Consider the following 24863-nt stretch of genomic DNA (forward strand, 5'->3'; position numbering starts at 1 on the left):
TCAGCGGCTTTTTTATTGTTATTTGAAGCTGTATTTCACCCCCAGCATCCCCTGGGTATCGCTGTAGCCTTTGTCGCCTATCTGCTGAGCCACATTGCCCCAAACGCTAAGCTGCGGCGTAATCTGCCCCTCTACGCCCGTCTTTAACTCGCCGATATTGCGAGCACCGCGCATTTCATTGCTGACGTCATCCATGCGGATGCGCGTGGTCTGGGTATTGTGGATCCAGTTCGCCTCGATAAACGGCTGGAAGGTACGGGATTTACCGTCGTCAATCGCGTTATGTCCGCTGATATAGGCCTTCACGCCGAGACGTGTCATCAGATTCCCCTGAGTCTCGTCTTTCACCCGCGTGCCGTTGCGTTCGCGATGGTCGTGAGCCTGCACGTCCATCCAAACGGCCTGCGCTTTCGGCTGGATCCAGTAGCTGTTGCGGCCGCTTTCGCCCCCCTTAATGCTATAGCCAGCTTCTACAGAGGCGGTTACGCCGCTGGAGTGATAACGCTCAGTCGCCTGATCCTGCCCCATCACCTTATTGTCGAACCAGTTATACAGCATCCAGCTATCAACGTAGGTTCCACTTTTATCCGCGTCGTTTGCGTACCAGGTACCGTACAGACCGACGCTATAGCCATTCACTTCGCCACGCGAGTGGTATCCGGTCAGGCTGGAAGCACTCCGGCTCTGGCTGTTGCCGTAGCCCGCCATCAGGCCAAGATGCCAGCGATCCAGGCCGTCGGTGCTCCACTGGGCGACATCACCACCCAGCTGCAGCACGTAGCGGTTGGCGGTCGTTTTTAACTGGCCGCTGCCGTCTCTGAAACGCGTATGGCCGCCGACGTTACGCATCCACAGGCTCGTTACTTTTTGCTCGCCGGTGAGCAGGTCGGTGTACTGCGTTTCACCCAGACGGTCGTGCAGGCGGGTCATAAACAGCGTATTTGCCGCATAGCTGTTCGCCTGATAGCTACCAAATTCAGGGCGATACTGATGCTCGCTTTGCGGTGGTGCAGCAGGGGGGGCCGGTTCCTGCGGCGGAATCACCGGGTCGACGGGCGGGTCCACAGGGTCAACAGGTGGGTCTACCGGGTCGACCGGCGGGTCAACGGGCTCAACCAGGCTGGTCAGAAACCAGTTTTTACCTTTTTGCACAACGTTATAGTCATAACCCCCCGCCACGATACGGCTGGCCTTCTCAAACGTCCCGTCAGAGTTGCCGCCAACGCTGACGATTTCTATCCCTTCAATGGTTTGTGCGCCAGTACCGCCAATGTTGTTCACTTCCACCCCGGTATGACCGGAGGTGTTGCCTTCAACGATCAGTTTGTCCGTTTCCGATGTGTCGTCAAACAGCACGGTATTGAAAACCAGCTTGCCGCCGTTGCCGATAAAATCGTCACTGATGGTCAGGGTTTGCCACGCCGCATCCTCAGCATGCTGGAAATTAATCGTACCGCCCGCATTCAGCGTCAGGCTGGTCAGCGTGGAGCTGTCGCGCATATTCCACACGGCATCATTCATCGTAAGCGCGATAGTCCCGGTACCGTTGGCGTTGCTCTCAATGTAAGACGCCCCGTTCCAGAGAGAGTTGTCCTGCATGGTGAGCGCGATCGCGCTGTTTTGCGCTGCGGCAGTGCTGGTGGCCGCGACGCCGCCAGCGGAGAGGATGTCACCGTTGAGGGTGAATTTTCCGCCCGCGGAGGCATCAATCACGCCACCGTTGCTGGCGTTCAGGGCGTAGCTACCGCTGTCGCGCTGGCCTGCGGTGGTAATGGTTGCGCCACCCCCGAGCGTTATCACGCCGCGTGACCAGGCATACATCCCGTGCGGCGCTTGCGCGGAGCTGCTGGTTTTCTCGCTGCTGTTGACCGCAATGGTGACGTTATCACCAAGATTCACCGCGCCTGTGTACGCATAGACGCCATGCGCGCTGGCACCGTTGGTGGTGATGGTCGCGCCTTCATCAAGGGTGATGGTTGACGAGCCGGTAGAATACACCCCGGAGGCGCTGGCCGCGTCGGTGGTAATCGTCGCGTTTTTTCCCAGCTCAATTTTGGATGCAGAGCCTGCATACAGGCCGTAGGCCGATGTGCCGTACGTTTCGATGGTGGCCTCACTCCCCAGACGAACATAAGAGCCGCTCTGGTTGGTACGAATCCCCTCTGCGTAGGTACCACGCGTCACAATATGCGCACGATCGCCGACGATAATGTTATTTTTGGCTTTTGAAGCATCATTCAATGCATAGGCGCTAATGCCGCGACCGGTACTGCCGGTGGTTTCGATATAGAGATCGTCACCCACATAAATATTGGCGGAGCCAAGAGAGCCCTGGCTGAAGGAGCTGTACCCGGCATTGATGCCGTCACCGCTTTGGCCATTAACGTAAATGTGGGTGCGGTCTCCGGTAATAATAAACACCGGGTTGTCCGGCGTGTTCATACCATGGGTACGAATGCCGTCGACGTCTTTACCATTATTGGCAGCCACTTTTGACTGGGTGCGAATAGTCAGATCGTCACCAAATATTACCCCCGGGCTGCCGGACGTGGAGTTCTGAATAACGGTGACTGAATGCTCAAAGGCTTCCGCCCCCGGTCCTTCGAGGGTGATCCCATCTCCGTAGATCGGGATATTACCCGGGCTGTACTGGTAGACATAGTTAGGATCGCTGGTATTTTTGCTAAAGTTCGCGTTTGCCGTTGCAGGAATCAGCGCCTGTATTTCTGCAGGCAAATCCGTTACTGCTCCGGAGGCGGGTAAATTAGCAAAATCTATTACCGCTGCATGGGCGGTAAATAACGCTGACGATAACGCCAGTGAAATCGCAACTGCGACAGGTGAGTGTTTCATTAAATATGGCATGTCTGCCCCCTTTCTTTCAGGCGTAGAACATCCTCCACGCGATTAATTGTGGGTATGCTAAGAGGTTGAAACTACAAAATAGAAACGAGAATTTTATGAATGCTGGTACCTAACTTCCTCTCAAGTCGTATTTTATGAACATAAATTTTTTTAACATCAATGCTGTCTGTTTTTATAATCTCCTGGAGGCATGCTCCTGATAAAAACCTGTTAAGCAAAGTAAATTCGACAGCATTCAACTTACTTCCACGTCTACTATTTACCCGTCTTCCGGAGAAAAGGTGGTTGATTTTATCCTGCAATATAACGTCATTATCGTCTGAATAAATAACTCCCTTTATTTCACTGTGGTGAGTGAGTAAGTAATTCGCCAATGCCTCTAGTTTACGGTCCGAGATTATAACGATGTTCATGTTAGTTATCGCCAGGCGTTCAATCCATTGCGGATCGGCCAGTACGCGCAGGTTGTACATCGAAAAGTCTACAAAAATAAACCCTCGTGACAGGTGATTCTTGTTCCTGCGTAATATTTTATTTACAACTGCAATCTGCAGGAAATGATTACCAACCGGCCAAACTGCGAACGAGGCATTACCACAATATTGTGATCGTACTGCGTTATCTGGAAATAACTGACAGGACAATTCACAGCTTATACAGCGGGCAACTGTTTTCGACGATGTTATCATCCAGTCCACTCCTGTCTTTTTTCATTGTCAATATTTCATTGCCGTTCAAATGTGTCAATCTTGAAACATATCCAGTTATCCTGTCTTGTTTATGAAAAAGAGTATCAGGGAAATAAATTCCTGGGCTTATCTATTCAGTCAGTCCGTCGTCATAGCGAAAAAATATCACCTGACAGAAGTGCTCCAGGAATATTTGTCACTCCTTTAAGATTATTCGGCAAAAAAAATCCAGGAAGGAGGTACACGAAATAGCACTAATAGCTAAAGATTCGTTTCCTCAGTCTGCCGCAACGTCAGTCTTTTCTCTGGTTGCGGCTCAATATAATTATTTGGGCTGGCGAAGTGTAATGAAATCTCATTATGTCGTTTTAGATGAGGTAAACCTAAGAAAAGTGCCTTGTAACTAATTGAAAAATAATATGTTGTTTTTAATCTTAGATGGGGCGGTATCGCGTCCTAATCCATCTGACCTATACTGTTGTTAAATATACGTATATGTTTTTGGTGTATAGAGTTATGTATTGTTATTTCTGAGGAAAGGAAAATTGTATCTCATTAACAAGTTGGTCGAGTATGACCCAGAAAACAAAACCCTGGTAAATCATATTACCGGGCGAACGATACAATTGCAGCTTCCTGCCAATCTCTGTTTTCTTTATCTCATCACCCATCCAGGGAAAATAATTTCGCAAAATAAGTTAATGGTGGTGGGATGGGGGGAGCGCAATGACGTCACAACACCGAATACCTTTTACCAGGCCATTTTGACATTACGCAATGCGCTTGCTGAGGTGGGGTTGCCGCGCGATACGGTAAAAACGATTTCTCGCCGCGGGCTTACGCTTTCCGAAGCCACCCAGGTTGAAGTATTTACCCCAACCGCTGAGCCCGTGATGGTTAATAACGAGGCGGAAATAGCTGATGATACCGCGATGCAGATGCAGATGCCGGTCTGGTTGATAATAACCACCGCTGTGCTTTTGCTGATCGCGCTTATCAACGGGGGGATATTATATAAGCATTACCAGAACATGCCGTTTAGCCACTACATGCCACTTTCAACGGGCAGTACGAACAACGCCTGCCAGCTTTTTTATGCACCTAATGAACCTGTTCAGGATCATTACTTGCGCCTGTTAAAAAATCATCCCGGTCTGTGCGCCGAAAAACGATACGTTTTTCTGATCGGCTATAGTAAAACGGAGCGAATCGCGGCGTTTGTCTGTAATAACGATGCGCGACGGGATGCGGCAGCATTATGTACCACGCATTATTTTTGGGCGCATGAGCAATGAAGACATTCCGGAACCGTATTATTTTTCTGGCGGCGTTTCTGGGGGCCGCTATCACCAGCGGCTGGTTAGCGTATTCGCATTTCTCGAGTTCGCCGATACGCTGTACGGGGGATGTGGAATGGACGATTGGTAAAAACCGATTTGTGGGTACGGTCTCCTGGCGGATGCAGCATCGGGAGGGATCCACCGTCATTAACGGTAAATTATTTGGTCAGACGGTTTCTGAGGTTAACCGGACCATCTATTTTCACTACAGCTATCATCAGAACGCGCGCGTATTAAATAACGATCGTATTGTTAAAACCTTCGCCGATAATGCGGATGAGGCTGATATCAACGCCACGCTGCCGGGTTTTTATCGCACGCCGGGAAGAGAGCTGAGCCTGATGATCGATGAGTATCGGGGAGCCTGGCTTTTTGCCGCGTCAAACGTCCCTTCACTTTACTGTCGTAAAAGCGCGCCGTAGAAATCGATCGCACACCTTAGACAGCACGCATAGTCAAATCTCTTTATTCCCGCTACAGTTATCTCTCCACGGCGAGCAGGAGATAAACATGCTTTATATCTTTGATTTAGGAAACGTAATCGTCGATATCGATTTTAATCGCGTGCTGGGTGCATGGAGCGACTTTAGCCGCGTTCCGCTGGCGACACTGAAGCAGAATTTCGCGATGGGCGAGACCTTCCATCAGCATGAACGCGGAGAGATCGACGATGAAGAATTCGCTGAACGTTTCTGCCATGAGATGGATCTACCCTTAAGCTACGAGCAGTTTTCTCACGGCTGGCAGGCGGTATTTGTCGCCATCCGACCTGAAGTGATCGACATCATGCATAAGCTCCGTGAGCAGGGCCATCGGGTCGTTGTGTTATCCAATACCAACCGTCTGCACACGACGTTCTGGCCTGAGGAATACCCTGAAGTTAAGGCTGCGGCCGACAAGATTTATCTTTCGCAAGAGATGGGGATGCGTAAGCCTGAAGCGCGAATTTATCAGGCTGTTCTCCAGTCGGAAGGATTCACCGCGGCCGATGCGGTCTTTTTTGACGACAACGCCGATAATATAGAGGGAGCTAACCAGTTGGGTATTACGTCAATTCTGGTGACCGGAAAAGAGACGATACCAAACTACTTTGCGAAGCAGCTATGCTAAAAACCGTTCATCAAAAAGCCACGCATCATACTCGCCCCCTGAGGGCCTGGCTGAAACTGCTCTGGCACCGTATTGATGAGGACAACATGACCACGCTGGCGGGTAACCTCGCCTACGTGTCGTTGCTCTCATTAGTGCCGCTTGTGGCGGTCATCTTTGCCCTGTTTTCCGCCTTTCCGATGTTTGCGGACGTCAGCCTGCAGCTTCGTCATTTTGTCTTCGCGAATTTCATCCCTGCAACCGGGGATGTCATCCAGAACTACATTGAGCAGTTTGTTGCCAATTCCAGCAAGATGACGGCAGTGGGGGCGTGCGGTCTTATCGTTACCGCGCTGCTGTTGATGTACGCCATTGATAATGCGCTGAACACGATCTGGCGGAGTAAAAAAGCGCGGCCAAAGGTCTATTCCTTTGCCGTGTACTGGATGATTCTTACGCTGGGGCCGCTGCTGGCCGGGGCGAGCCTGGCGATCAGTTCGTATCTTCTCTCCTTGCGCTGGGCGAGTGATTTAAACGGCGTAATTGATAATGCGCTTCGTATCTTTCCGCTGATCCTGTCGTGGCTTTCTTTCTGGCTGCTCTATAGCGTCGTGCCGACCACGCGCGTGCCTAACCGCGATGCGGTTGTGGGAGCGCTGGTGGCGGCGTTGCTTTTTGAGCTCGGTAAAAAAGGGTTTGCCCTCTACATCACCATGTTTCCGTCCTATCAGCTGATTTACGGCGTGCTGGCGGTGATCCCCATTTTGTTTGTATGGGTCTACTGGACCTGGTGTATCGTCTTGCTTGGTGCCGAAATAACTGTCACTCTCGGTGTGTACCGCGAACTTAAAAAAGCAGCAGAAGCTGAAAAACAATTAGAAGCAGACCAACCATGATTGCATTGATACAGCGCGTAACCCGTGCCAGCGTCACCGTGGAGGGAGAGGTGACGGGTGAAATTGGCCCAGGACTTTTGGTGTTGTTAGGTGTCGAAAAGGATGACGACGAACAAAAAGCCAACCGCTTGTGTGAGCGCGTGCTGGGCTACCGTATTTTCAGCGATGCGGAAGGCAAGATGAACCTGAACGTCCAGCAGGCGGGCGGCAGCGTGCTGGTGGTTTCCCAGTTTACGCTGGCTGCGGATACCGAGCGCGGCATGCGTCCGAGCTTCTCCAAAGGCGCCGCGCCGGATCGTGCAGAAACACTTTACGAGTACTTTGTTGAGCGTTGTCGCCAGCAGGAAATGAATACGCAAACCGGACGATTCGCTGCAGATATGCAGGTTTCGCTGGTGAACGATGGCCCCGTCACATTCTGGCTCCAGGTATGAGCCAACTGGCGGCGTGGCCGCGGGTAACAAGAGAGAGTACAGCTATGTATCACCTTCGAGTACCGCAAACGGAAGAAGAGTTAGACGCTTATTACCAGTTCCGCTGGGAAATGCTGCGCAAGCCACTGCATCAGCCAAAAGGCTCGGAACGCGACGCCTGGGATGCGATGGCCCACCATCAGATGGTGATGGACGAAGAGGGTAACCTCGTCGCCGTCGGGCGCTTGTATATCAACGCCGATAACGAAGCGTCGATTCGCTTTATGGCGGTTCATCCCTCCGTTCAGGACAAAGGTCTGGGAACGCTAATGGCGATGACCCTTGAGTCCGTCGCCCGTCAGGAAGGCGTTAAGCGCGTCACCTGTAGCGCCCGCGAAGATGCCGTAGATTTTTTCGCCAAGCTCGGCTTTGTGAATCAGGGGGAAATCACGACCCCTCAAACCACGCCGATTCGTCATTTTTTGATGATCAAACCCATCGCCACGCTGGATGATATTCTTCATCGCGCCGACTGGTGTGGACAGCTGCAGCAGGCCTGGTATCAGTACATTCCGCTCAGCGAAAAAATGGGTGTGCGCATTCAGCAGTACACCGGACAAAAATTTATTACCACCATGCCGGAAACCGGCAATCAAAACCCGCACCACACTCTGTTTGCCGGAAGTCTGTTTTCCCTCGCGACGCTCACCGGCTGGGGGCTCATCTGGCTGATGCTTCGCGAGCGCCATCTGGGCGGCACCATCATTCTTGCTGATGCTCACATTCGCTATAGCGCACCGATAAGCGGCAAGCCGAGCGCCGTGGCCGATCTGGGGTCACTGGGCGGCGATCTGGACCGCCTGGCGCGCGGCCGCAAAGCCCGCGTACAAATGCAGGTTGAACTGTTTGGCGATAAAACACCGGGTGCGGTGTTTGAAGGCACCTACATTGTTCTTCCAGCGAAGCCCTTCGGCGCGTATGAAGAGGGTGGGAACGAGGAGGAGTAATCTTCCGTTCACTCTCCTCGGGCGTGGTTAATCCGCCCGGCGATATCCCGCATAACGTCTCGCGCTGACTGGCTGACGCCGCCAAGCTGAAAGAAGCCATGGATGACGCCCAGCCAGCGCTGAGCGGTACACTTCACACCCTGCTCAGTCAGATGCTGATACAACATTTCTCCCTCATCGCAAAGCGGATCGTACTCTGCGGTAATGATGTGCGCTGGCGGAAGCCCGTAAAAATCATCGCGCCACAGCGGGCTGGCTTCCGGATGCTGGCGGTCAGTCTCTGCAAGATACATTTCATACCCGCTGAGCAGGGTATCGCGGGTGATAATATAATCCGTGCCATTGAGGGCATAGCTTTCAAAACTGGCGGTGGCGTCGAGCATAGGATAGATAAGAATGAGCTGTACGGGTTTCCATTGTCCTCTAGTGTTGAGCCGCAATGACGTCACCAGCGCCAGATGCCCTCCCGCGCTGTCTCCACAGAGGGTGAGCCGGTTCTTATCCACGCCTAATTTGTCCGCATATTGCCAGACCAGATCTGCACCTCTTTCAGCATCGTCATGTGCGGCGGGGAAGGTATGCTCCGGCGCCAACCTGTACTGAACCGCGATCACCCGGCAATTGCCGTAGCAGGCTAACTGACGGAGTTGGTTGTCATGGGTATCAAAGCCGCCGCTGATAAAGCATCCGCCGTGATAGTAGATGGCAGCAGGCAATATTTCAGGGGCATTAAGAGGTGAAAATACCCGAATGGTAAGGCCCTCAAGCACTAGCGTCTCTACCTGAACGCGCGTTTCTGTCTTCCCGGCAAGCCCCGTGCTGGCAATGTACCCTGCTCGTCGTACCTCAATGGTCTGTCGATGTGACGAAGGCCGGCCTGCAGCGATAAATCCCTTAACCAGCTGCGCAATACCCTGTTCCAGTGCCATGAAAACTCCCTTTAACTGTATGGATATACAGTTTTATAACCTGGTTTGATTCAAAAGAAAATAAGAAAATTGTCGAGGACTATAAATCTGGAAAGCGCTTCGCAAATAGCAGGAAAACTATAGCTACGGGCTTTAACCCTTCTGAATGAAAGCGTATGTTGCCTTGAAAATAGACAATAGTGATATACTAAGGTGATATATGATTCTTTCCGCGGATCTTGATATGGGCAGAATTCTGATCGATTTGTCTGAAGACGTAATTCAACGACTGGATAATCTGAAGCAGCTGCGTAACCGGCCTCGTGCCGAATTGCTTCGGGAAGCCATTGAGCAATATCTCGACCAGCAGAGTTCATCGGTTATCCGCGATGCGCTTGGCTTGTGGGGAAACCAGCAGGAAGATGGGCTTGAGTATGAACGCAAGCTGCGTGAGGAGTGGTAATCATGGAGCACATGGCGGTGTTCGATACCAATATACTCATCGATCTTTTTAATAATCGCGTTGAGGCTGCGGATGCAATTGATCGCACAGCTTCTCATCGAGCCATTAGTCTGATCACATGGATGGAAGTCATGGTGGGGGCCCGCAAACATGGTCACGAAGCGAAAACTGCGACAGTGATGGGCGTATTTGAGATTATTGATATCACCCGAGATATCGCTGAAAGAAGTGTAATTTTGCGCGAGAAGCATGGAATGAAACTGCCTGATGCTATCATTCTGGCCACAGCTCAGAGCAGAAGTTGCCCGTTAATCTCACGCAATACGAAAGACTTTTTGGGCATCACCGGGGTCGTTTCACCTTACCAGCTGTAGGCCGGGCAAGCTCGCACCGCCCGGCACTGTCAGAGGGAATTACTCCCCTTCACCCGGGAACAGGAACGGGTTGATCGAGCTGCGGGCAAAGCCCTCCTGCTCCATCTTCGCGTCCAGAATCAGCGAGGCGAGATCGTCGGCCACGGCTTCGACTTTCGGGTCTTTTTCCTGATACAGAATCTTCAGGTAAGTGCCGCAGTCGCCGCAGCTTTCGGCTTTCACTGCCGCTTCTTCATTTTCCAGCGACCAGTAGTTCAGATCGCGGGTCTGCTCGCAGTTGCTGCACTTGATGCGCACCACGTGCCACTCGGTTTCACACAGGTTGCAGTGCAGGTAGCGCAGCCCCTGAGTGGTGCCGATTTGCACCATGCTCGATACCGGCATGGAGCCGCAGACTGGGCAGAACTGGCGCGCCTCGCCGTATTCGGCGCGGGCTTTACCGGGGATCAGGCTTGCCATTTGCGCCCAGTAGAGCGACAGCGCAGCCCAGATAAACGGCGCTTTATCGCTGCTCACCAGAGCGAAGTCGGAGGCAAACAGCGCGCTCGCCATCTCTTCCAGCTCCAGGTCAGAGGCTTTTTCCAGATTCTCAATGACCGCCAGCGCGGTGCCGCTCATCTCCGGCTTCAGCTCGGCAATCAGCGAATGCAGCAGCTTTTGCCAGTGCTTGTCGCGCGGCAGGACGTGAATGTCCAGCGGCGGCTTGCCCTGCGCGTTGGCTTCTTTGATGCGCGCGGTCAGATCCATTTGCAGCGGGTGGTCGTACAGCACCACTTCCTGCGCGTGGGCAACCAGCGCGGCAAAGCGCAGAAAATCACCCAGCGGGTTGTTCTCTGCCAGCTCGCGCAGACGCTCTGCGCGGCGGTTGTAGAGGTTCTTGAGTCTGGGGAATAACAACGGCGGAATATAATCCGCCGTGCGTTTCTCGCTCGACCCCAGCTCATCTTGCGGGATTATGCGAATACTCATTCAGATGACTTTTCCTGTTTCTGGCGGACTTCACGGTACCAGCGCGGGTGATGTTTCTTCGCCCACGTACTGGTTACCCATCCTTCCACCATCGCGGTAATGGTGCCTTTCACCCAGAGGGCGGCGTAGATATGCACCATGATAACCACAATTAACGCCACTGCGGCAAATGAATGCAGCATCAGCGCGAATCGGATCACCGGGATTGAGAAAGCAGGCGCAAAGTACGGACGCCAGATGATCACGCCGCTCACCAGCAACAGGACCAGGAAGATAATCGCCGCCCAGAATACGCATTTCTGGCCGAAGTTATAACGCCCGGTATCACCCACTTCCTCGTTGACGACGATCTTACGAATATTCTTCGCCCAAAAGATATCATCCCGATTGATTAGGTTATGGTGCCAGTAGCGGAAAAACATGATGATAAACGAGGCAAACATCACCACACCCACGAACGGGTGAAGGATGCGCGCCAGCTGTGGCGTACCCAGTACCTGCATCAGCCAGTTGAAGGACGGGAAGAAGAACCCCAGCCCGCTTATCGCCGCCAGCATGAAGCAGAAGGCGGTGACCCAGTGGTTGATGCGTTCCGGCGCGGTGTAGCGCACGATGGTGTCACGTTTTCTCATTTGCGCACCTCGTCTTTCTCTTCATGCAGGTTGTCGTCTTCCTCTTCCGCGCGGTTCGGACCAACGCCGACGTAGTGGAAGATGCTCGCTGCGAAGGTGGCAGCAAAACCGACCGCTGCCAGCGGTTTCCAGATGCCTTTCCAGAACTTCACGGTGGCGCTGATTTCCGGGTTCTCCGGCAGGCCGTGATACAGGTTCGGCTTGTCGGCGTGGTGCAACACGTACATCACGTGCGTACCGCCAACTCCGGCCGGATCGTACAGGCCCGCGTTGTCGTAACCGCGGGTTTTCAGCTCGCCCACGCGCTCTGCCGCCAGCGTTTTCATATCCTCTTTGGAGCCAAAGTGGATTGCGCCGGTTGGGCAGGTCTTCACGCACGCTGGCTCCTGGCCGACGGTGACGCGGTCAACGCACAGCGTGCATTTGTAGACGCGGTTGTCTTCCGGGTTCAGGCGCGGTACGTCGAACGGGCAGCCCGCGATGCAGTAGCCGCAGCCGATGCACTGTTCGGACTGGAAGTCGACGATACCGTTGGCATACTGAATGATAGCCCCTTCTGACGGACATGCCTTCAGGCAGCCCGGATCCGCACAGTGCATACAGCCGTCTTTGCGGATAAGCCATTCCAGTTTGTCGTTCTGCTCAACTTCCGAGAAACGCATCACCGTCCAGGACTTGGCGGTCAGGTCCGCCGGGTTGTCGTACACCCCGACGTTGTGACCCACTTCGTCACGCAGATCGTTCCACTCCGAGCACGCCACCTGACAGGCTTTACAGCCAATACAGGTGGTCACGTCGATAAGCTTCGCCACTTCCTGCTGGTGGTCCCGCGCCTGAGGCGCGGGCGTGAAACTGTTTGTCGCGGAACGACGGATAATGTCTTGAGATTGATAAGCCATAAGTCGTCTCCGTTACACCTTTTCCACATTCACGAGGAAGGCCTTAAACTCCGGCGTCTGCGTGTTCGCATCGCCGACGAACGGCGTCAGGGTATTCGCAATGAACCCTTTTTTCGCCACGCCCTCATAGCCCCAGTGGATCGGAATACCGATGGTATCCACCTGCTGACCGTGAACGTTCAGCGTGCGAATACGCTTGGTCACCACCGCCTTGGCCTTGATATAGCCGCGGTTAGAGGAGACCTTCACGGTATCGCCATGGGCAATGCCGAGCTTGCCCGCCAGCTTCTCGCCGATCTCCACGAACTGTTCCGGCTGCGCGATGGCGTTAAGCAGCGCGTGCTTGGTCCAGTAGTGGAAGTGCTCGGTCAGACGGTAGGTGGTACCCACGTACGGGAACTTGTCCTTTTTACCCAGCGCTTCGAAATCGCCCTTAAAGATACGGGCTGCCGGGTTAGAGACCACGTTCGGGTGCAGCGGGTTGGTACCCAGCGGCGTCTCAAACGGCTCGTAGTGTTCCGGGAACGGACCTTCCGCCATCTTATCGATAGCAAACAGACGTCCCATCCCTTCAGGCTGCATGATAAACGGCCCAACGTCGCTGCCCGGTGCGGCAGTGCTGTAGTCCGGAATATCCACGCCGCCCCATTTCGCGCCGTCCCACTTCAGAAGCTGACGCTTCGGATCCCACGGGTTGCCCTGCGGGTCAGCGGATGCGCGGTTATAGAGGATACGGCGGTTGAGCGGCCATGCCCATGCCCAGCCCAGCGTATTGCCCAGGCCTGACGGGTCGGCGTTATCGCGGTTGGCCATCTGGTTGCCCTTCGGCGTCCAGCTACCGGCGAAGATCCAGCAGCCGCTTGACGTGGTACCGTCATCGCGCAGGTGTGCGAAGGTGCTGAGCTGATCGCCTTTCTTCGCCAGCACGGTACCGGTGGCCGGGTCGATAACGTCCGCCAGCGCCTTACCGTTGCTCTCCATCGCCACTTCTTCCGGCGCAGGGTTTTCCGGCGTCGAGTAGTTCCAGGTCATGTTCAGCACCGGTTCCGGGTTCGCGCCGCCTTCTTCCGCATACATCTTACGCAGGCGTAAGAAGATGCCGGCCAGGATCTCGCCGTCGTTCATGGCGATGCCCGGGGCGTCCGCGCCTTTCCAGTGCCACTGCAGCCAGCGTCCGGAGTTGACGATAGAACCGTTCTCTTCCGCGAAGCAGGTCGACGGCAGACGGAACACTTCGGTCTGAATCTTCGACGGATCGACGTCGTTCGATTCACCGTGGTTCTGCCAGAAGGTTGAGGTCTCGGTATTGAGCGGGTCAATCGTCACCAGGAACTTCAGCTTCGACAGAGACTCAACAACCTTGTTCTTGTTCGGGAACGAGGCAACCGGGTTAAAGCCCTGGCACAGATAGCCGTTCACTTTGCCCTGGTGCATCATCTCGAAATACTGCAGAACGTCGTAACCTTTGTCCCACTTCGGCAGCCAGTCAAAGCCCCAGCTGTTTTCAGCCGTCGCTTTGTCGCCGAAGAAGGCTTTCATCATTGAGACGAAGAACTTCGGATAGTTGCCCCAGTAGTTTACCTGGCCTTCGAGCAGCGGTTTAGGCGTGCTGGCCGTCAGGTAGGTTTGCAGGTCGGTCTGTTTCTCGCTTGGCAGGTTCATGTAACCCGGCAGGCTTTGAGACAGCAGGCCGAGGTCGGTCAGACCCTGAATATTGGAGTGACCGCGCAGGGCGTTCACGCCGCCGCCTGCCATCCCCATGTTGCCGAGCAGGAGCTGAACCATCGCCATGGTACGGATGTTCTGCGCGCCGATGGAGTGCTGCGTCCAGCCGAGGGCGTACAGGAACGACGCGGTTTTATCTTTCGCGCTGGTCTCGGCGATCAGCTCGCATACCTTAAGGAAGTCTGCCTTCGGCGTACCGCAGATATTCTCAACCACCTCCGGCGTGTAGCGGGAAACGTGCTCTTTCAGCAGGTTCCACACGCAGCGCGGATGTTGCAGGGTGGTGTCGCGCTTCGCAAAGCCTTTTTCATCCAGCTCGTAGTTCCAGCTGGTTTTGTCGTATTTGCGTTTTTCGGCGTCGTAACCGCTGAACAGGCCATCTTCGAAGTGGTAATCCTCACGCACGATCAGGCTGGCGTTGGTATAAGCTTCGGTGTATTCGCGGTTATATTTTTCGTTGGTCATCAGGTACAGCAATACGCCTGACAGGAAAGTGATGTCAGTACCTGAACGAATTGGGGTGTAGAAATCCGCCACTGACGCAGTACGCGTAAAGCGGGGATCGATCACAATCAGTTTCGCACCGTTGTGGATTTTGGCTTCCATCGCCCAGCGGAACCCGACAGGGTGCGCTTCAGCGGCGTTACCGCCCATCACCACAATGAGGTTGGCGTTCTTGATGTCGACCCAGTGGTTGGTCATCGCACCGCGACCAAATGTTGGAGCAAGACTTGCTACCGTTGGTCCGTGTCAGACACGCGCCTGGTTGTCGACCGCGAGCATACCGAGTGCGCGCGTAAATTTCTGGGTTAAATAACCGGTTTCGTTGCTGGAAGCAGAGGCACACAGCATCCCGGTGGAGAGCCAGCGGTTGACCGTGACGCCGTCGGCGTTCTTCTCAACAAAGTTGGCATCGCGGTCTTCTTTAATGTGTTTTGCGATGCGGTCAAACGCCTCTTCCCAGCTGATTTGCTGCCATTTATCGGAGCCAGGCGCGCGATATTCAGGGAACTTGAGGCGGCTTTCGGAGTGGATAAAGTCCACCAGACCGGCCCCTTTCGGGCACAATGCGCCGCGGTTGACCGGATGATCCGGGTCGCCTTCGATATGGAAAATAGACGCTTTGGCGTTTTTAGCACCGTCGCCGAGGCTATACATCAACAGCCCGCAACCGACAGAGCAGTACGTACAGGTATTACGGGTTTCACGGGTGCGCAGCAGTTTATACTGCCGCGTTTCCGCCAGCGCTACGCCGGGCGCAAAGCCCAGTGCCGCTGCCGTGGTGCCTGCCATACCGCCAGCGCAGATCTTAAAGAACTGCCTTCTGCTGACCTGCATGGGTCACTCCTTGTTTCGACATTGCTTACATATGTAGTTTTAACTTCGCGGTTGAGAATTGACCGCAAAGGAGAAAAATTTGCGTTAATCCCTCAATTCCACGAGGGATATCATCAGAATACCACAATGTCGGTACAGCTGTTCTAATGGCGTTAATACAAAGTGAACGTATTATCACCCTGTTGACTATAAAGTGTGATATTAATCACATTATTAACCCCACATGTTAAAGGGGTGTAGCATGCGTTTTGTTGTACCTCTCACAAGTGAGTAGGTAAACTTGATGCTGAAAAGTTGATCCATACTATGCGTAAGCCCTGTTGTTTGTGATGCAATAGCAGGCTCACCTCCGTGGTTGTTCAGGAATACCGCTGTGTCTAAACAAAACCGTGCTCCCCACTCGTCACCCCTGCCTGCGGGCATTGTGGAACTGTCGGTACACAGACCGCCCCACATTACCAATGCCACGCCGGATTTTCTGGCGGAAGAGGTGCCCGTTGCGCTCGTTTACAACGGTATCTCCCATGTGGTGATGATGGCTTCGCCGAAAGATCTCGAGCTGTTCGCCATCGGTTTTTCCCTCTCGGAAGGCATCATTGACCATCCGCAGGAGATCTACGGCATGGACATGGTGCAGGCTTGCAACGGCCTTGAAGTGCAAATCGAACTCTCCAGCCGCCGCTTTATGGGGCTGAAAGAGCGCCGCCGCGCGCTGGCCGGGCGTACCGGCTGCGGCGTGTGTGGCGTTGAGCAACTTAATGATATTGGCAAACCCGTTGCGCCACTGCCGTTTACTCAGACCTTTAATCTGGCTCACCTCGACCATGCGCTCGAGCACCTGAACGATGTACAGCCCATTGGCCAGCTGAGCGGCTGCACGCACGCGGCGGCATGGGTGTTGCCGTCGGGCGATATTGCCGGGGGCCACGAGGACGTGGGCCGCCACGTGGCGCTGGACAAGCTGCTCGGTCGCCGTGCGCGTGAAAGTGATGTCTGGAGGCAGGGGGCGGTACTCGTTTCCAGCCGCGCCAGCTATGAGATGGTGCAAAAATCGGCGATGTGCGGTGTGGAAATTCTCTTCGCGGTGTCGGCGGCGACCACGCTGGCGGTGGAGGTGGCGGAGCGCTGCAACCTGACGCTGGTGGGCTTCTGCAAGCCGGGAAGGGCGACCGTTTATACCCATCCGCAGCGATTAATAGTTAATCAATAATTTTGAATGATAATAGCAAATCCTTCCGCTTTTAGTTGTTCGTGATGAGGTCTAGTATTTATCTCATCAAGGCACGGTGCCTTACCTAAACAACTTAATGAAAGGGTTTATATAATGAAAAGCATCAAAACTTTTGTCGCTGTAATCGCTCTGGCTACTTCTTTCGGTTCTTTCGCTGCACAGACCGTGACTGCAACCGCCTCTACCATTGATGGCGCAGAAGCTAAAATCGCGGCTCAGGCTCAGGATGCTGGCGCATCATCTTACAAAATTACCCAGGCGTTCTCAGGTAACCGCGTACACATGACTGCTGAACTGACTAAATAAGCTGTCACACCGTCGAAAGAGCGCCCCCGGGGCGCTTTTTTAGTTTATGCCCGCCACGCGCAGCAGCGCGGTTACCACTGCCGCCGCCACGATCACCACAATTAACGGCATTTTCCGCCAGGCCAGAAATACCGCAAACGCCACGCCCAGCACGCGCGCCATTCCGGCAAAGTGGTCACCTTCATAAAACGTGGTCGCCAGCGCCACGGAAAACAGCAATACCGTTGCCGCATCTGACAGCAGCGCCTGTGAACGCTCTGACAATGCCAGCCTGCTGCCCAGTTTCGCCCCGCCAAGACGCATCAGATACGTTCCCGCAGACAAAATGGCGATACCGAGAATAAAAAACGTCATATTTCCCATTATTTTTTCCTCGCAGCGAGACCCAGTAAGGAGAGCAGCACCGGTAATCCCACCGGGGCAAACGGCACGGCGGCCAGTGACAGCGCGGCGCCACTGCAGGCGCGGATCAGCGTGGTACGGTTTTTAAACGCGGGAACCACCAGCGCCAGCAATATGGCCGGGAATACCGCATCCAGGCCAATGGTTTCCGGGTCCGGTAGCAGCTTGCCGACCATGGCACCCAGCAGGGCCCCCAGCGGCCAGACAATCGCCACGCCTAAACCACATAGCCAGTACGCCGCTTTGCGCTGTTCGGGCGTTTTTTGCGACAGGCCAAACACCACGCTTTCGTCATTCATGATGTGGCAGCCCAACAGGCTCAGGCCGCGTTTGCCGACCAGCTCACGCACCGTCACGCCAAACGGCACGTGCCGCGCGTTGACCAGTAACCCCGCGGCTGCGGCCGCCAGCGGGTTACCGCCGCTTGCCACGATGCCAATAAACATAAACTCTGACGCGCCCGCGAGTACGGTGATGGAGAGTACAAACGGTACCCAGACCGGAAAACCGTAGGCCATCGCCAGGGAGCCGTATGACATCCCGACCACGCCGACCGCGAGGCAGACCAGGATGATTGCTTTTATGGTGTCGCCTTTCAGGCAAGAGAGATGATGCTTCATACATTTTTAGCCATATCGAACGGGTATCCATTATAATGAACGCAACAGAAGTGTTTTTCAAGATGAACGATTCGTTCGATTTAAAGAACAAAGAGGTCGTTTTATGACGCAGCCAATCAGCGTAATCGCCAAAAGCCTGGTGCGAGAACGCCTGCGAACCGGGCTTTCACTGGCGGAAATCGCTCGCCGTGCCGGGATCGCAAAATCCACGCTTTCTCAGCTAGAGTCAGGCAACGGTAACCCTAGCCTCGAAACGCTGTGGTCGCTTTGCGTGGCGCTGGATATTCCTTTTGCCCGCCTGCTTGAACCACAGCAGCCTACCACTCAGGTGATCCGTCGTGGTGAAGGTACGAAGGTCGTTGCCGGACAGGCCAACTACGAGGCGATACTGCTGGCGGCATGTCCGCCTGGCGCGCGACGCGACGTATACCTCCTGCTTACCCAGCCGGGCGCAGACCGCATTTCCCAGCCGCATCCGCCGGGGTCCGTTGAACACATTATTGTGACGCAGGGGCGCGCGTTAGTGGGCCTGATCGACGCGGCCGAAGAACTCGGCCCGGGAGATTACATCTGTTATCCCGCCGATCTGCCACATATCTTTAAGGCGCTGGAGCCGGATACGCACGCGCTGCTGGTGGCGGAACAAAACTAACAGAGATACGGAAACTCATGTCGCTTAAAGCCATTGCTAAAGAACTGGGGCTGTCAGTCACCACCGTCAGCCGCGCCCTCAACGGATATGATGACGTCTCCGCCGAGACGCGCGCACGCGTGGAAGCGGAGGCTCAGCGCCGTGGTTACCGACCAAACACCTTTGCCCGCCGCCTGAAGATGGGCAAAATTGACGCCGTCGGGCTGGTGTTTCCCGTACATCCTGTTCCGCTCAATAACAGCGTATTTATGGACATGGTCGGCGAAATTAGCCATGAACTGGCGCGACATGAGATCGACTTATTGCTCATCGCCGACGACGATCTGGCGGATAAGCACAGCTATATGCGCATGGTGCAAAGCCGACGCGTCGACGCGCTGATCGTGGCGCACACGCTGGATCACGATCCCCGTCTTGAGCAGCTGCAGGCCGCCGGTTTTCCTTTCCTGGCGCTCGGGCGCAGCCACCTTCCGCAGCCGTACGCGTGGTTTGACTTCGACAACTACGCCGGTACGCATCAGGCTACCCGCTGGCTGATCGAGAAAGGCCATCAGCGTATCGCGCTACTTGGCGAAAGCAACAATCAGGCATTTATCACCCAGCGCCGTCAGGGTTATCTCGACGCCCTGCGGGAAGCCGGGCTTTCCAGCGAATGGCTGCGCGCCATGCCGCCTTCGCGCCGCGTCGGGTATGCCACCACCAAAGAACTGCTTGCCCTGCCGCAGCCGCCAACGGCCATCATCACCGACTGCAACACCCACGGCGACGGCGCGGCGATGGCGCTGGCGCAGCTGGGGCGTTTATCCGGCGACAACGCCGTCTCGCTGGTGGTCTATGATGGCCTGCCGCAGGACAGCATCGTTGATATTGAGGTGGCGTCGGTGATCCAGTCCACCCGCCAGGGCGTCGGGAAACAGATTGCCAATATGGTGCGTCAGCTGATTAACGGCGACGATATTGAACAGCTTCAGGTGCTCTGGCAGCCTGAATTCTCTCCGGGCCAGACGGCCTAAACCACTAAAATTCCAAACCCGATCACAGAACCGAAACGTTTTGGTTTGTATCCGAAACGTTTCGGATCAACACTCAGATCATCCCGATGACAGGAGATGTCTGATGCAAGATCCCGTTTTACGACTCGAAACCACGACGGTAGACGTGGTGATCAAAACCCATCCGTTCGCCGAAATTCTCTACTGGGGGCCTCACCTTCAGCACTTTTCGCCGCAGGATGTTGCTACGCTCGCACGTCCCGTTGCCAACGGCAGGCTTGACGTCGACTCCCCGGTCACGCTGATGGCCGAGCTGGGGCATGGTCTGTTTGGTTCGCCTGGCATTGAGGGTCATCGCCAGGGGCTGGACGGTTCCCCGGTGTTCAAAACCACGCAGGTGCAGCAGGACGTAAACACCCTGACGATTACCGCCGAAGATGAGCATGCGGGCCTGCGCCTGACCAGCGAGCTGGCGCTGGATGTCAGCGGCGTGCTGGTGGTTCGTCACGGTTTAACGAACCTGAAAGCGATCCCCTGGCAGGTTGACCGTTTCGCCGTCACGCTGCCGGTGGCCGAGCGCGCGCAGGAGGTGATGGCCTTCCACGGACGCTGGATCAGAGAGTTTCAGCCGCACCGCGTTAAGCTTGAACACGACAGCTTCGTGATTGAAAATCGTCGGGGTAAAACCTCCCACGAGCACTTCCCGGCGCTGATTGCCGGTACGCCGTCGTTCAGCGAAATGCAGGGCGACGTCTGGGGCGTGCATCTGGGCTGGAGCGGTAATCACCGCCTGCGCGCGGAAGCGAAAACCGACGGTCGTCGCTATCTTCAGGCCGAAGCGCTCTACCTGCCGGGTGAAATGGCGGTTGAGGAGGGCGATACGCTCTGGACGCCGCGCCTGTACGCCAGCTACTCCACGCAGGGCCTGAACGGCATGAGCCAGCCGTTTCATCGCTACCTGCGCAACAACGTCATCCGCTTCCCGGAAAACAAACCGCGCCCGGTGCACCTCAATACCTGGGAAGGGATCTACTTCAACCACGATCCGGACTACATTAAGCGCATGGCCGACGAGGCTGCCGCGCTGGGCGTGGAGCGTTTCATCATTGATGACGGCTGGTTCAAAGGCCGTAACGACGACCATGCCGCGCTGGGCGACTGGTATCTGGACGAGAAAAAATACCCGAACGGCCTGACGCCGGTGATCGACCACGTCAAACGGCTCGGCATGGAGTTTGGCATCTGGGTTGAGCCGGAGATGATCAACCCGGATTCAGATTTGTACCGTGCGCATCCTGACTGGGTACTGGCGCTGCCGGGCTATCCCCGGGCGACCGGACGACACCAGCTGGTGCTCAATCTCAACATCCCGGAGGCCTTTGATTACCTGGTGGAGCGCATGAGCTGGCTGCTGGGCGAGCATGCGGTCGACTACGTGAAGTGGGACATGAACCGCGAGCTGGTGCAGCCTGGACACAACGGTAAAGCCGCCGCCGACGCTCAGACCCGTCAGTTTTACCGCCTGCTGGACGTGCTGGGCGAACGCTTCCCGCATATTGAGTTTGAATCCTGCTCCTCCGGCGGCGGGCGCATTGATTATGAGGTACTGACCCGCAGCCACCGCTTCTGGGCGTCCGACAACAACGACGCGCTGGAGCGCAGCACCATCCAGCGCGGCATGAGCTACTTCTTCCCGCCGGAGGTGATGGGCGCGCATATCGGTCATCATCAATGCCACGCCACCTTCCGCCAGCATAGCATCCAGTTTCGCGGGCTGACGGCTCTGTTTGGCCATATGGGGCTGGAGCTGGATCCGCTCACCGTGGACGCACGGGAGCGCGAAGGCTATCGCCATTACGCCGCGCTGCACAAGCAGTGGCGGGAGGTCATTCACCACGGCACCCAGTGGCGAATTGATATGCCGGACGCCACCACGCTGGCGCAGGGTATTGTTAGCGAAGATAAGGCGCAGGGGCTGTTTATGGTCAGCCAGCTCGCGATGCCGGACTACAGCCTGATGATGCCGCTGCGCATGGCGGGGCTGGAGGCCAGCGCGCGGTATCGCGTCACGCTGCTCGATCACCCGAATATTCAGATTACGGGTGAAGGAGGGCACACCATGCGCAAGCTGCCGGCGTGGATGGAAACGCCGCAAACGGTGAGCGGCGAGTGGCTGATGCAGGCGGGCATTGCGCTGCCGATTCTGGATCCGGAAACCGCCATTCTGATTGGCGTCGAACGCGTGTAAGGGTGACGGGCCGGGGAACCGGCCCTCCGTTGAGGATAAAAATAATGAACACAACAACCTGTACCCACAAAGACAACCCTAACTTCTGGATCTTTGGGCTGTTCTTCTTTCTCTACTTCTTCATTATGGCCACCTGCTTTCCGTTCCTGCCGATTTGGCTGTCGGACATCATCGGCCTGAATAAAACCCACACCGGGATTGTCTTCTCCTGCATCTCACTGTCGGCTATCGCCTTCCAGCCAGTGCTGGGCGTAATTTCGGACAAGCTGGGGCTGAAAAAACACCTTCTGTGGATCATCGCGGTGCTGCTGTTTCTGTTCGCGCCGTTCTTCCTGTACATCTTCGCGCCGCTGCTGAAAGCCAATATCTGGCTGGGCGCGCTGAGCGGCGGGCTGTATATCGGTTTTGTCTTCTCGGCCGGATCGGGGGCGATTGAGGCCTACATTGAGCGCGTGAGCCGCAACAGCTTCTTTGAGTACGGCAAGGCGCGGATGTTTGGCTGCCTCGGCTGGGGCTTGTGCGCCTCAACGGGCGGCATCCTGTTCGGCATCGATCCGTCGTACGTTTTCTGGATGGGATCGGGAGCGGCTTTGCTGCTGATGCTGCTGCTGGTGGTGGCGAAGCCAAAGCCCAACCAGACGGCGCAGGTCATGGATGCCCTGGGCGCGAACCAGCCGCAAATCACCGCCAAAACCGTGTTCAACCTGTTCCGCCAGCGCAGAATGTGGATGTTTATCCTCTACGTAATTGGCGTGGCCTGCGTGTATGACGTTTTCGACCAGCAGTTTGCCACCTTCTTTAAAACCTTCTTCGCCACGCCGCAGGAAGGAACCCGCGCCTTTGGTTTCGCAACGACTGCGGGGGAAATCTGTAACGCCATCATTATGTTCTGTTCGCCGTGGATCATTAACCGCATCGGCGCGAAGAACACGCTGCTGATCGCCGGGGTGATTATGGCGACGCGCATTATCGGTTCATCGTTCGCCACCACCGCCGTGGAGGTGATTGCCCTCAAGATGCTGCACGCGCTGGAAGTCCCGTTCCTGCTGGTGGGCGCATTTAAGTACATCACCGGGGTGTTTGATACCCGACTGTCAGCGACTATCTATCTGATCGGCTTCCAGTTCGCCAAGCAGTCGGCGGCCATTTTCCTCTCCGCTTTTGCCGGGAATATGTATGACCGGATCGGCTTCCAGGAGACGTATCTGATGCTGGGCTGTTTCGTGCTGGCGATTACGGTGGTGTCGGCGTTTACGCTGAGCAGCAGGCAGGAGATCGCCGCCGCGGGGGCAGCAGCGTTAACACATCAGTCCAGGTAAAAGACCTCTTTCAGCTCGGTACTCACCGGGCTGTTATCCGGGTTCGACGGCATGACGTCGCCCATATGTTTCCACCAGCGCTGGCAGACGTCGGTATTGGCTACCGCGCTCCAGCGCTCCTCCGATTCAATCTCTACGGTCGCAAACAGCAGGCTGCGGGCTTTGTCGAGATAAATGGCGTACTGGTGTGCGCCGTGGTCTTTCAACACCTTTTCCAGCTCCGGCCAAATCGGATTGTGGCGGCGCGCGTACTCCTCGTGCGCGTCCGGGTTGACCTGCATCACAAAGGCTTTGCGGATCATAGGGCCTCCAGGTACAGCTCGCGAACTTCCTCACGACTGGCGGCGCGCGGATTGCACGGCGCACACGGATCGGCGAGCGCTTTATCCAGCCAGCCTTCAATATCGGCTTTGGTCACGCCGAGCTGGCTAAAGCCCGTAGGGATGCCGACGCGAGCGCTCAGGTTGCGGATCGCCTGAATGGCGGACATGCTGGCGGCTTCATCGCTCATGCCGCGGGTATCGACGCCCATCGCCTGCGCCACGCAGGCAAAACGCGCGACCGCGTTCGGGCGGTTAAAGCTTTCGACGATCGGCAGCAGGATGGCGTTGCATACGCCGTGCGGCAGGTTGTGCGTCGCGCCCGGCTGGTGCGCCAGGGCATGCACAAGGCCGAGACCCGCACTGTTAAACGCCATGCCCGCCAGATACTGACCAAACGCCATCTGCTCGCGCGCCTTAAGGTTATGACCGTCTTCGACCGCTTCCGGCAGCCACAGGTTGATCAGGCGAATGGCTTCCAGCGCGTTGGCGTCGGTGAGCGGGTGCGCGCCAACGGACACGTAGGCTTCAATGGCGTGGGTTAGCGCATCCATACCGGTTGCGGCAGTCACGGAGGCGGGAATATCGAGCATCACGCTGGCATCGTCCACGGCGATGTCCGGGATGATGTTTGGGTCAATAATCACCTCTTTCACCTGACGCGCGGAGTCGACGATCACCGCATTGCTGGTCATCTCCGCCGCCGTGCCTGCGGTGGTGTTAATTGCCACCAGCGGCACGCCCGCATTTTTCACCTTGCCGACGCCGGAATAATCGGTTGACGGGCCGGGGTTGGCGGTGAGGATTTTAATCGCCTTGGCGGTGTCAATCGGGCTGCCGCCGCCAAAGGCAATCACGTAATCACACTCCGCGTCCCGGTAAGCCGAAATTCCTTTTTGCACAAGCGCTTCCGTCGGATTCGGGAACACCTCATCGAACAGGTGATACGACATCTGATGGGCGTCCAGCGCGGTAAACAGGCTGTCGAGCAGGCCCAGCTTCACCAGCTGGCCGTCGGTGACAATCAGCGCTTTTCCCCACTGCTTGTTCGCAACCAGGTTAACCATATCGCCGATTGCGCCCGCGCCGTGAAGGCTGATTTTTGGAAGTGCCAACATAAAGCTCATGATAATTCTCCTTAACGATCAACGTTTGTCCTGCGAAGG

At 55.6% G+C, this 24863-nt stretch carries 25 protein-coding genes; 14 read left to right on the plus strand and 11 right to left on the minus strand.

All coding sequences use genetic code 11. The annotated features are described in order from the left end of the window. Window positions 1–18: 18 nt before the first annotated feature. Together IM317_RS01695 and IM317_RS01700 are read right to left on the minus strand one after the other, a co-directional pair. A complete protein-coding gene (locus IM317_RS01695) occupies window positions 19–2865 on the minus strand; it encodes an autotransporter outer membrane beta-barrel domain-containing protein (protein WP_033146970.1) in 2847 nt (948 codons plus the stop codon). A gap of 71 nt (window positions 2866–2936) precedes the next feature. Then, window positions 2937–3554 carry a transcriptional regulator gene (locus IM317_RS01700; protein WP_033146969.1) on the minus strand — a complete coding sequence of 206 codons (618 nt, stop codon included), beginning with the start codon at window positions 3552–3554 and terminating at the stop codon, window positions 2937–2939. A gap of 545 nt (window positions 3555–4099) precedes the next feature. Here IM317_RS01700 and IM317_RS01705 point away from each other — a divergent pair. The 6 genes from IM317_RS01705 (at window position 4100) to fabY (ending at window position 8299) form a co-directional block, all read left to right on the plus strand. Beyond that, the gene (locus IM317_RS01705; protein ID WP_033146968.1) at window positions 4100–4849 is read left to right on the plus strand and encodes a transcriptional regulator; all 750 of its coding nucleotides are present in this window, start codon (window positions 4100–4102) and stop codon (window positions 4847–4849) included. After that, complete coding sequence (locus tag IM317_RS01710; protein WP_033146967.1) at window positions 4846–5316, plus strand: hypothetical protein; 471 nt, start codon at window positions 4846–4848, stop codon at window positions 5314–5316. Before IM317_RS01705 ends, IM317_RS01710 begins: the two co-directional genes overlap by 4 nt. Window positions 5317–5404: 88 nt before the next feature. Then, a complete protein-coding gene (yihX, locus tag IM317_RS01715; protein ID WP_033146966.1) occupies window positions 5405–6004 on the plus strand; it encodes a glucose-1-phosphatase in 600 nt (199 codons plus the stop codon). Next, on the plus strand, window positions 5998–6879 hold the full coding sequence (locus tag IM317_RS01720) for a virulence factor BrkB family protein (protein WP_033146965.1): 882 nt from the start codon (window positions 5998–6000) through the stop codon (window positions 6877–6879). The genes yihX and IM317_RS01720 overlap by 7 nt, the downstream gene beginning before the upstream one ends. Continuing rightward, complete coding sequence (dtd, locus tag IM317_RS01725) at window positions 6876–7313, plus strand: D-aminoacyl-tRNA deacylase (protein WP_033146964.1); 438 nt, start codon at window positions 6876–6878, stop codon at window positions 7311–7313. The genes IM317_RS01720 and dtd overlap by 4 nt, the downstream gene beginning before the upstream one ends. Window positions 7314–7357: 44 nt before the next feature. Beyond that, window positions 7358–8299: a fatty acid biosynthesis protein FabY gene (gene fabY, locus IM317_RS01730; protein WP_033146963.1), complete on the plus strand. Its 942-nt coding sequence runs from the start codon at window positions 7358–7360 to the stop codon at window positions 8297–8299. Window positions 8300–8307: 8 nt separating this feature from the next. Here fabY and IM317_RS01735 read toward each other — a convergent pair whose 3' ends face one another. Next, on the minus strand, window positions 8308–9228 hold the full coding sequence (locus IM317_RS01735) for an alpha/beta hydrolase (protein WP_193362461.1): 921 nt from the start codon (window positions 9226–9228) through the stop codon (window positions 8308–8310). A gap of 199 nt (window positions 9229–9427) precedes the next feature. Between IM317_RS01735 and IM317_RS01740 the strand changes: the two genes are divergently transcribed. Continuing rightward, window positions 9428–9670, plus strand: coding sequence for a CopG family transcriptional regulator (locus tag IM317_RS01740; RefSeq protein WP_033146961.1), 243 nt, complete (start codon window positions 9428–9430; stop codon window positions 9668–9670). Window positions 9671–9672: 2 nt separating this feature from the next. Beyond that, window positions 9673–10044, plus strand: coding sequence for a type II toxin-antitoxin system VapC family toxin (locus IM317_RS01745; RefSeq protein WP_080277799.1), 372 nt, complete (start codon window positions 9673–9675; stop codon window positions 10042–10044). Window positions 10045–10083: 39 nt separating this feature from the next. Here the strand turns inward: IM317_RS01745 and fdhE are convergent, their stop codons facing one another. From fdhE to fdnG, 4 genes are read right to left on the minus strand one after another with little or no spacing between them, the layout of a single operon-like run. Continuing rightward, complete coding sequence (gene fdhE / locus IM317_RS01750; protein WP_023309751.1) at window positions 10084–11013, minus strand: formate dehydrogenase accessory protein FdhE; 930 nt, start codon at window positions 11011–11013, stop codon at window positions 10084–10086. After that, a complete protein-coding gene (fdoI, locus tag IM317_RS01755; protein ID WP_010436852.1) occupies window positions 11010–11645 on the minus strand; it encodes a formate dehydrogenase cytochrome b556 subunit in 636 nt (211 codons plus the stop codon). The genes fdhE and fdoI overlap by 4 nt, the downstream gene beginning before the upstream one ends. Beyond that, complete coding sequence (gene fdxH, locus IM317_RS01760; protein WP_010436855.1) at window positions 11642–12544, minus strand: formate dehydrogenase subunit beta; 903 nt, start codon at window positions 12542–12544, stop codon at window positions 11642–11644. The genes fdoI and fdxH overlap by 4 nt, the downstream gene beginning before the upstream one ends. Before the next feature lie 12 nt (window positions 12545–12556). Continuing rightward, the gene (fdnG, locus tag IM317_RS01765) at window positions 12557–15607 is read right to left on the minus strand and encodes a formate dehydrogenase-N subunit alpha (protein ID WP_094935278.1); all 3051 of its coding nucleotides are present in this window, start codon (window positions 15605–15607) and stop codon (window positions 12557–12559) included. Window positions 15608–15980: 373 nt separating this feature from the next. On the opposite strand from fdnG, the gene fdhD reads away from it, so the two are divergent. Continuing rightward, window positions 15981–16817, plus strand: a complete 837-nt coding sequence (gene fdhD, locus IM317_RS01770; protein WP_193362462.1) for a formate dehydrogenase accessory sulfurtransferase FdhD — start codon at window positions 15981–15983, stop codon at window positions 16815–16817. A gap of 114 nt (window positions 16818–16931) precedes the next feature. Beyond that, on the plus strand, window positions 16932–17144 hold the full coding sequence (locus tag IM317_RS01775) for a DUF1471 domain-containing protein (protein WP_033146958.1): 213 nt from the start codon (window positions 16932–16934) through the stop codon (window positions 17142–17144). Window positions 17145–17183: 39 nt separating this feature from the next. Here IM317_RS01775 and IM317_RS01780 read toward each other — a convergent pair whose 3' ends face one another. Both IM317_RS01780 and IM317_RS01785 read right to left on the minus strand, forming a co-directional pair. After that, entirely contained in the window at window positions 17184–17507 is a 324-nt protein-coding gene (locus tag IM317_RS01780; RefSeq protein WP_033146957.1) for an AzlD domain-containing protein, read from the minus strand. After that, window positions 17507–18166 (minus strand): AzlC family ABC transporter permease, encoded by a 660-nt coding sequence (locus IM317_RS01785; RefSeq protein WP_023309745.1) that lies wholly within the window; start codon window positions 18164–18166, stop codon window positions 17507–17509. The genes IM317_RS01780 and IM317_RS01785 overlap by 1 nt, the downstream gene beginning before the upstream one ends. A 103-nt stretch (window positions 18167–18269) precedes the next feature. On the opposite strand from IM317_RS01785, the gene IM317_RS01790 reads away from it, so the two are divergent. From IM317_RS01790 to IM317_RS01805, 4 genes are all read left to right on the plus strand, one after another. Next, window positions 18270–18818: a helix-turn-helix domain-containing protein gene (locus tag IM317_RS01790; RefSeq protein WP_033146956.1), complete on the plus strand. Its 549-nt coding sequence runs from the start codon at window positions 18270–18272 to the stop codon at window positions 18816–18818. A 17-nt stretch (window positions 18819–18835) separates the two neighbouring features. Beyond that, the gene (locus IM317_RS01795; protein WP_033146955.1) at window positions 18836–19831 is read left to right on the plus strand and encodes a LacI family DNA-binding transcriptional regulator; all 996 of its coding nucleotides are present in this window, start codon (window positions 18836–18838) and stop codon (window positions 19829–19831) included. 103 nt (window positions 19832–19934) lie between these two features. Continuing rightward, the gene (locus IM317_RS01800; RefSeq protein ID WP_033146954.1) at window positions 19935–22058 is read left to right on the plus strand and encodes an alpha-galactosidase; all 2124 of its coding nucleotides are present in this window, start codon (window positions 19935–19937) and stop codon (window positions 22056–22058) included. A 44-nt stretch (window positions 22059–22102) separates the two neighbouring features. Then, a complete protein-coding gene (locus tag IM317_RS01805; RefSeq protein ID WP_033146953.1) occupies window positions 22103–23377 on the plus strand; it encodes an MFS transporter in 1275 nt (424 codons plus the stop codon). Here IM317_RS01805 and rhaM read toward each other — a convergent pair. After that, the gene (rhaM, locus tag IM317_RS01810; protein ID WP_033146952.1) at window positions 23365–23679 is read right to left on the minus strand and encodes an L-rhamnose mutarotase; all 315 of its coding nucleotides are present in this window, start codon (window positions 23677–23679) and stop codon (window positions 23365–23367) included. The genes IM317_RS01805 and rhaM overlap by 13 nt on opposite strands. Next, window positions 23676–24824: a lactaldehyde reductase gene (gene fucO, locus IM317_RS01815; RefSeq protein ID WP_033146951.1), complete on the minus strand. Its 1149-nt coding sequence runs from the start codon at window positions 24822–24824 to the stop codon at window positions 23676–23678. Before fucO ends, rhaM begins: the two co-directional genes overlap by 4 nt. Between the last annotated feature and the right edge of the window lie 39 nt (window positions 24825–24863).

The organism is Enterobacter cloacae complex sp. S3 (assembly GCF_014930495.1).
In the GTDB taxonomy this organism is placed as follows: Bacteria; Pseudomonadota; Gammaproteobacteria; order Enterobacterales; family Enterobacteriaceae; genus Enterobacter; species Enterobacter asburiae_B.

Excerpts from the sequence above, each read along its gene's own strand:
- IM317_RS01695 (WP_033146970.1), bottom strand. The coding sequence starts at position 2,865 with ATGCCATATTTAATGAAACACTCACCTGTCGCAGTTGCGATTTCACTG.
- IM317_RS01700 (WP_033146969.1), bottom strand. The coding sequence starts at position 3,554 with ATGATAACATCGTCGAAAACAGTTGCCCGCTGTATAAGCTGTGAATTG.
- IM317_RS01710 (WP_033146967.1), top strand. The coding sequence starts at position 4,846 with ATGAAGACATTCCGGAACCGTATTATTTTTCTGGCGGCGTTTCTGGGG.
- yihX (WP_033146966.1), top strand. The coding sequence starts at position 5,405 with ATGCTTTATATCTTTGATTTAGGAAACGTAATCGTCGATATCGATTTT.
- IM317_RS01720 (WP_033146965.1), top strand. The coding sequence starts at position 5,998 with ATGCTAAAAACCGTTCATCAAAAAGCCACGCATCATACTCGCCCCCTG.
- dtd (WP_033146964.1), top strand. The coding sequence starts at position 6,876 with ATGATTGCATTGATACAGCGCGTAACCCGTGCCAGCGTCACCGTGGAG.
- fabY (WP_033146963.1), top strand. The coding sequence starts at position 7,358 with ATGTATCACCTTCGAGTACCGCAAACGGAAGAAGAGTTAGACGCTTAT.
- IM317_RS01735 (WP_193362461.1), bottom strand. The coding sequence starts at position 9,228 with ATGGCACTGGAACAGGGTATTGCGCAGCTGGTTAAGGGATTTATCGCT.
- IM317_RS01740 (WP_033146961.1), top strand. The coding sequence starts at position 9,428 with ATGATTCTTTCCGCGGATCTTGATATGGGCAGAATTCTGATCGATTTG.
- IM317_RS01745 (WP_080277799.1), top strand. The coding sequence starts at position 9,673 with ATGGAGCACATGGCGGTGTTCGATACCAATATACTCATCGATCTTTTT.
- fdhE (WP_023309751.1), bottom strand. The coding sequence starts at position 11,013 with ATGAGTATTCGCATAATCCCGCAAGATGAGCTGGGGTCGAGCGAGAAA.
- fdoI (WP_010436852.1), bottom strand. The coding sequence starts at position 11,645 with ATGAGAAAACGTGACACCATCGTGCGCTACACCGCGCCGGAACGCATC.
- fdxH (WP_010436855.1), bottom strand. The coding sequence starts at position 12,544 with ATGGCTTATCAATCTCAAGACATTATCCGTCGTTCCGCGACAAACAGT.
- IM317_RS01775 (WP_033146958.1), top strand. The coding sequence starts at position 16,932 with ATGAAAAGCATCAAAACTTTTGTCGCTGTAATCGCTCTGGCTACTTCT.
- IM317_RS01780 (WP_033146957.1), bottom strand. The coding sequence starts at position 17,507 with ATGGGAAATATGACGTTTTTTATTCTCGGTATCGCCATTTTGTCTGCG.
- IM317_RS01785 (WP_023309745.1), bottom strand. The coding sequence starts at position 18,166 with ATGAAGCATCATCTCTCTTGCCTGAAAGGCGACACCATAAAAGCAATC.
- IM317_RS01790 (WP_033146956.1), top strand. The coding sequence starts at position 18,270 with ATGACGCAGCCAATCAGCGTAATCGCCAAAAGCCTGGTGCGAGAACGC.
- IM317_RS01795 (WP_033146955.1), top strand. The coding sequence starts at position 18,836 with ATGTCGCTTAAAGCCATTGCTAAAGAACTGGGGCTGTCAGTCACCACC.
- IM317_RS01800 (WP_033146954.1), top strand. The coding sequence starts at position 19,935 with ATGCAAGATCCCGTTTTACGACTCGAAACCACGACGGTAGACGTGGTG.
- IM317_RS01805 (WP_033146953.1), top strand. The coding sequence starts at position 22,103 with ATGAACACAACAACCTGTACCCACAAAGACAACCCTAACTTCTGGATC.
- rhaM (WP_033146952.1), bottom strand. The coding sequence starts at position 23,679 with ATGATCCGCAAAGCCTTTGTGATGCAGGTCAACCCGGACGCGCACGAG.
- fucO (WP_033146951.1), bottom strand. The coding sequence starts at position 24,824 with ATGAGCTTTATGTTGGCACTTCCAAAAATCAGCCTTCACGGCGCGGGC.